Origin of the sequence: Blastococcus sp. KM273129 (assembly GCF_021698995.1) — a bacterium.
Lineage (GTDB): Bacteria > Actinomycetota > Actinomycetes > Mycobacteriales > Geodermatophilaceae > Blastococcus.
This window is the reverse complement of record NZ_SSXB01000193.1, coordinates 1-457: the sequence shown is the minus strand read 5'-3', so window position 1 is coordinate 457 and position 457 is coordinate 1. Positions and strand designations below refer to the sequence as shown.

The window sequence follows — 457 nt, the reverse complement described above, 5'->3', positions numbered from 1 at the left end:
GGGTATCTAATCCTGTTTGCTCCCCACGCTTTCGCACCTGAGCGTCAGTCTTTGTCCAGGGGGCCGCCTTCGCCACCGGTATTCCTCCACATCTCTACGCATTTCACCGCTACACATGGAATTCTACCCCCCTCTACAAGACTCTAGCTGACCAGTTTTAGATGCCATTCCCAGGTTAAGCCCGGGGATTTCACATCTAACTTAATCAACCGCCTGCGTGCGCTTTACGCCCAGTAATTCCGATTAACGCTTGCACCCCCCGTATTACCGCGGCTGCTGGCACGGAGTTAGCCGGTGCTTCTTCTGTCGGTAACGTCAATCGCTGATAGTATTAATATCAACGCCTTCCTCCCGACTGAAAGTACTTTACAACCCTAAGGCCTTCTTCATACACGCGGCATGGCTGCATCAGGCTTGCGCCCATTGTGCAATATTCCCCACTGCTGCCTCCCGTAGG

At 53.4% G+C, this 457-nt stretch carries 1 rRNA gene; it reads right to left on the bottom strand.

Annotated features, from left to right (window positions below):
* Nucleotides 1-457: ribosomal RNA gene (locus E9565_RS21990) — 16S ribosomal RNA — on the bottom strand; the annotation flags it as partial.